Origin of the sequence: Hominilimicola sp., assembly GCF_046972485.1 — a bacterium.
GTDB classification, from domain to species: Bacteria; Bacillota; Clostridia; order UBA1381; family UBA1381; genus Hominilimicola; species Hominilimicola fabiformis.
Genome location: NZ_JBKVWU010000138.1, coordinates 1 through 5,369, shown reverse-complemented (window position 1 = coordinate 5,369; position 5,369 = coordinate 1). Strand labels below are relative to the sequence as shown.

At 40.8% G+C, this 5,369-nt stretch carries 5 protein-coding genes; all 5 read right to left on the bottom strand.

Annotated features, from left to right (window positions below):
- Positions 1–45 precede the first annotated feature (45 nt).
- On the bottom strand, positions 46–1,818 hold the full coding sequence (locus tag ACLTU0_RS10535; RefSeq protein ID WP_117967770.1) for a V-type ATP synthase subunit A: 1,773 nt from the start codon (positions 1,816–1,818) through the stop codon (positions 46–48).
- A gap of 31 nt (positions 1,819–1,849) precedes the next feature.
- The gene (locus tag ACLTU0_RS10530) at positions 1,850–2,458 is read right to left on the bottom strand and encodes a V-type ATP synthase subunit E (RefSeq protein WP_118446223.1); all 609 of its coding nucleotides are present in this window, start codon (positions 2,456–2,458) and stop codon (positions 1,850–1,852) included.
- 18 nt (positions 2,459–2,476) lie between these two features.
- The gene (locus tag ACLTU0_RS10525) at positions 2,477–2,785 is read right to left on the bottom strand and encodes a V-type ATP synthase subunit F (RefSeq protein ID WP_022230585.1); all 309 of its coding nucleotides are present in this window, start codon (positions 2,783–2,785) and stop codon (positions 2,477–2,479) included.
- A 321-nt stretch (positions 2,786–3,106) separates the two neighbouring features.
- On the bottom strand, positions 3,107–3,529 hold the full coding sequence (locus ACLTU0_RS10520) for an ATP synthase subunit C (RefSeq protein ID WP_412322394.1): 423 nt from the start codon (positions 3,527–3,529) through the stop codon (positions 3,107–3,109).
- A 37-nt stretch (positions 3,530–3,566) separates the two neighbouring features.
- The coding region (locus tag ACLTU0_RS10515; RefSeq protein WP_412322392.1) for a V-type ATP synthase subunit I at positions 3,567–5,369 on the bottom strand (1,803 nt) is incomplete at its 5' end.

Sequence of the window (5,369 nt, the reverse complement as noted above, 5' to 3'; positions counted from 1 at the left end):
ATTAAGACCCATATATTCTATTGCCATATGCTCATATCCTTTCCTTTAGCTTTCATGGTTATAAATCAACTTGTCAAATGTTTCGTTGATTTTTCTCTGTAAATCATGGAACGGACCATCAATATTGTCATTTCCAATCGTGTATTTAATTCTGATAATGTCCTCGGCAATTCCGCTTTCGCTCACCTTTGAAAGCACAACGCCCTTTTCGACACATTCTTTAATTCTCTTATCAAAAAGAAGAATTGTATCCATCATCTTATTTTGCTTTTCAAGCGGTACATATGTATCGTCCGCATGGAAAGCATTTTGTTGCAAGAAACCTACTCTGATTGTCTTTGCAACCTCCAAAGTAGCCTTTTGACTGTCAGGAAGAACGTCTGCACCGATTAGCTTAACGATTTCCATAAGACTGCTTTCTTCTTGCAAAATTGCCATCATCTTATTTCTCTTTTCCATAAAGTCCGGAGAAACATTTTGAGCATACCAATCAGTAACTTCACCGATATATTCACTGTAACTGTTAAGCCACTGAATAGCCGGATAGTGTCTTGCATATGCAAGCGACTTGTCAAGTGCCCAGAAACATCTGATAAAACGCTTTGTATTCTGTGTTACCGGTTCTGAAAAGTCACCGCCCTGTGGTGATACCGCACCGATAATTGATACAGAACCCTCACTGCCGTTAAGATTTGTAACATATCCCGCTCTTTCATAGAAAGCCGAAAGTCTTGACGCAAGATATGCAGGGAAACCTTCTTCCGCAGGCATTTCTTCAAGACGACCCGATATTTCACGAAGTGCCTCTGCCCAACGAGATGTTGAGTCAGCCATAAGTGCAACGTCATAACCCATATCTCTGTAATATTCCGCGATTGTAACACCTGTGTAAATACTTGCTTCACGCGCCGCAACCGGCATATTTGAAGTATTAGCAATAAGCATTGTTCTGTCCAAAAGCGGTCTGTTTGACTTAGGGTCGATAAGCTCTGAGAACTCGTCAAGTACCTGTGTCATTTCGTTACCACGTTCACCGCAGCCGATATATACGATAATATCCGCATCACACCACTTTGCAAGCTGGTGCTGTGTCATAGTTTTACCGGTACCGAAACCGCCCGGAACAGCCGCCGCACCGCCTTTTGCGAGCGGGAACATTGTATCGATTACTCTCTGACCCGTTACAAGCGGTCTTGAAATAGGCTGACGCTGTGTATAAGGTCTTGCCTTTTTGATAGGCCATTTTTGTTTCATTGTTATGTCGATAATTTCGTCATCGCTCTTTACCTTTGCGATAATATCAACAATAGTGTAGTTGCCGTTCGGAGCAATCCATTCGATTTTACCTTTGATATTCGGCGGAATCATAATTCTGTGCTCGATAAGGCTTGTTTCCTGTGTTACGGCAATGATGTCACCGCCTGTAACATAGTCGCCTTGTTTTGCAACCATTTCCACATTCCAAGTTTTTCTTTCGTCAAGGTTAGTAACCTTTAAACCTCTGCCGATGAATGAGCCTGACATATTTCTTATTTCTTTCAACGGTCTTTCAATACCGTCAAAAATATCAGACAATATACCCGGAGCAAGAGTTATTGACAAAGGACCGCCCGTACCGACTACAGGTTCACCCTTTTTAAGACCTGTCGTTTCCTCGTAAACCTGTACAATAGTAGTATCGGAAGTTACGCCGATAACTTCGCCGATAAGTTCTTCATTACCGACATATACCATTTCCTGCATTTCAAAGGAATCTGAACCCTTTACTTTTACGACTGGGCCGTTTATACCGAATATCTGACCTTTTGTATTAGCCATTTACCTTCATTCCTTTCCGTTTGTATGCCGTTTAACCCAGTGCCAATCCACTGCTTTGAAGGAATTTCTGCTTTTCTTCTGACAGCATTTCCTTGAATGAATAGTCAACAGCAACCTTTCTGTCTGTATTTAAAACTTTTGCACCGCCAAGAAAATCTTTTTCACCCGATGCCTCAACCGTAATTCTTGACGTGTCGGGAATCTGTTCAATTTTTTCTTTAAGCTTTATATCGTCTGATGAGATATAAATTGTCTTTGAACCTTTTCCGACTTCAAATAAAGCCTTTTCAATCTTGCTTAAAAGCCATTCTTCGTATTTATCGCTCTCGATAAATTCAACGATTTTTGCTCTCGAAAGTTTCATTACGTCATCAATAATTTCTTCACGACGCATGATAAGTTTTTTCTTTGAATCAAGCTCTGCGTGAAGAACTCTCTCATTTGCACTTTTTTGAGCGGATTGAATATTCTGTTGAATATTCTCATATGCACCCTGCAAAAGTTCGTTTTCCTTTGCATCTATTCTCTCTGAATATTCCTTTTGAACATTCTCAAGTAATTTTTCTCTTTTCTGTTCCGCATCTTTGAGAACAAGCGATGTAAAGGTATTGAGTTTTTCTGTTAAGTTATTGCTTTCCATATTCCTTACCTCCCCTGTTTAAAGTTTAAGACCGATTGACTCTTGAACCATATTGTTGATACTGTTAGCAATATCACGACTGCCGTGTCTGTCCGGTATTTCTATGATAAGCGGAGTGTGCAATGTGATTTTAAGATGGTTAAGATATTCTTTAACCATTGCCGCCGCTTTTTCCGTAAATATCAAAATACCAAGTTCAGGGTCGTTTACAGCCTTTTTAATTTCTGCAGTAATAGTTTCGCTGTCGTGAGCAACACATCCGTCTATACCCACAAGTCGCATACCGATTTGTGTATCAATGTTGTCACTGATTAAATACATTTTCATAAAACATACGTCCTTTCAGACTTGTAATAATAAAATCCATTCTCCGTCCACTCCGTAACGGACTACACTCGTCGTCCATTGCCTCCCCTTGAGGGGAGGTGTTATCGCAGATGACGGTGGGGTGGCTTTCTCCCCACTCCGTAACGGACAACCCTCGCCTCCCCTTGAGGGGAGGTGCCAACGGCGGAGGGGTGGCTCGCTCGCCCGATTTACCAAAGGCTGAAAGAAAATTGTTCACAGTGCTGCTTTGCAGCTTGCGGTGCCGTACACTTGTACTGCCCCAAGCAAAAAGTAGTGCTGTGGTCAATTTTACTCAGCCTATTATGAATTAAGAATCAATATAGATATTACAAGACCGTATAGTGCGATACCTTCTGCCAGGGCAACGAAGATAAGAGTTTTACCCATAATCTTTTCATTTTCACTCATTGCACCGATAGCAGCTGATGCAGCTGATGCAACGGCGATACCACCGCCGACACCGCTAAGACCTGTTGAAAGAGCCGCACCGATGAACTTTAGACCTTCACCGACTGTAAGACCGGCTTCAGCACCTGTACCTGCCGCAAGAGCGCTAACTCCGGCGCCAAGTGTGCAGATAACGCCGACACCAAGAATACTGAAGAATGAGATTGCGTTCATCAAAAGGCATTCCTTACCTTTTGTCTTGCCTGACTTATAATACAAAGCAACAGGAACGATTACTGTAAGTGCGATTAAAGCGAATAAAATTTTCATTAACATAGTGATTACCTCCAAAATATATTAAAACCGATTTATATTATTTATCACGAAGTGACATAAATTCTTTACCTCTGCCTGAGAAGTATCTTGAGAACATTTCGTAATACTCCAGACGAAGTACCTGTATTCCGACGATAAGACCTTCAAGAACCATAACAAGTACGTTACCGATTACTTGTACAATAACTCCGCCTACACCGCCGCTTTGAGAAAGAATTGCAACAACCATCATCATACCTACATGGACTATTGCAAAAGCGCCTATTCTTAGGAATGAGATTGTATTTGTGAAGAAACTCAAAATTACTTCAAACATTTCAAACAAGTTTTCCACAAAGAACATTCCGTTTCTCGGCAGCCAGTCCTTTTTACCCTCTACAAGCTTACCAAGCGGCTCGCATAAGTACATACAAAGCACTGCCAAAATAATAATTGCCACAAATACGAATGTCGGTATACCCCACTTTAAGAACAAGTTACCGGCAAGAAGAAGTGCGCCTATATAGAACACCAAGCCCGCGACACCGTTATGTCCGAACAGTGCTTCGCCAAGTTCCTTACTTTTCAGTGCGTTTATAACATTCAATACCATACCGAATATAATTATCAGCACACCCATACCAATCGTACCGCCAAGCATTAACGCTATTTCATTCATAGGGTTTAACGCTGTTGTATGGAACAATTCAGGGATTATTTCTTCATTTCCAAAGAAACTTCCGTATATAAATCCGAATATCACACCGGATATTCCGACCATTCCGACAATACCGCCCAAGTCCCATTTCTTGACTTTGTAAACTATAAAGCCTGCTATCGCAAGCACAAGGCTCTGACCTACGTCACCGAACATTATACCGAAGAACAGTATATACGTTACGGCAAGTATGCCTGTCGGATCAATTTCCGTATAACTCGGAAGTCCATACATTTTAACGAACATTTCAAACGGTTTAAATACAGGATTATTTTTCAGCTTTGTAGGCGGCTGAATATCCTTGACGTCCTCTGCGTCCTCCATATAGAACATCACAACGTCATCTGAACCGTTAATCTCTTTTTCAAGCGACTTTGCACTCTTTTCATCCATCCAACCTACTATATAGAAGAACATATCGCCGTGAATGGCATTTCTTCTTACTTCGGAGAATTGATGACGTTTCTTCGCAAGATTGTAAATTCCGCAAAGTTTATCCGCACTGCTTGAAATCATCTCGGCGGTCTTTGCACTGAGTTCTTCAATCTGCTGTTTTAATTTTTGATTTTGGTTTAATAATCCACGCTTTATTTCAAGCGGAGTACCAACGTAATCCTCTGATATGTCCATAGGTTCAAAATACAGAGAATTAAATACTTCTTCAATCTTTCTCTCTTTCAAAAGCGGTGCGAAGTAAAAGCCCCATACATCTGTTGCGTCCTCCGCAGTCTTAATGAAGAAAGTTTCAAGATTGTCAAGGTAAGTTATAAGCGTTTTATAACCTGTTTTCGGAATATGTCCGAATCTGCATCTTATAAATTCAAACTTGAAAATTTTCGACAAATCCACGTCCATACTGAGCATTAGATTAAGCTGCTCAACCGCCGCTTCATTTGCCTTTATTCTCTCTGAAAGCTCGTCGCTTTGGTTACGCTCTTCTTCGATACGCTCGTTTATTCCGTCAATAAAATTTTGCATATCGCCGAGCTTTACACTTTCGGGAGCAATCAATTTCTTGTTCACTGTGTAGTTAGCAAGATTCATAATGCTTAACGCATTTTTTGCAACTATGTCGTATTCATTGTTTTCCTCAAAGTTTTTCAGCTTGCCTCTGTTTGAAATTACCGACATAGCATTTTCAAG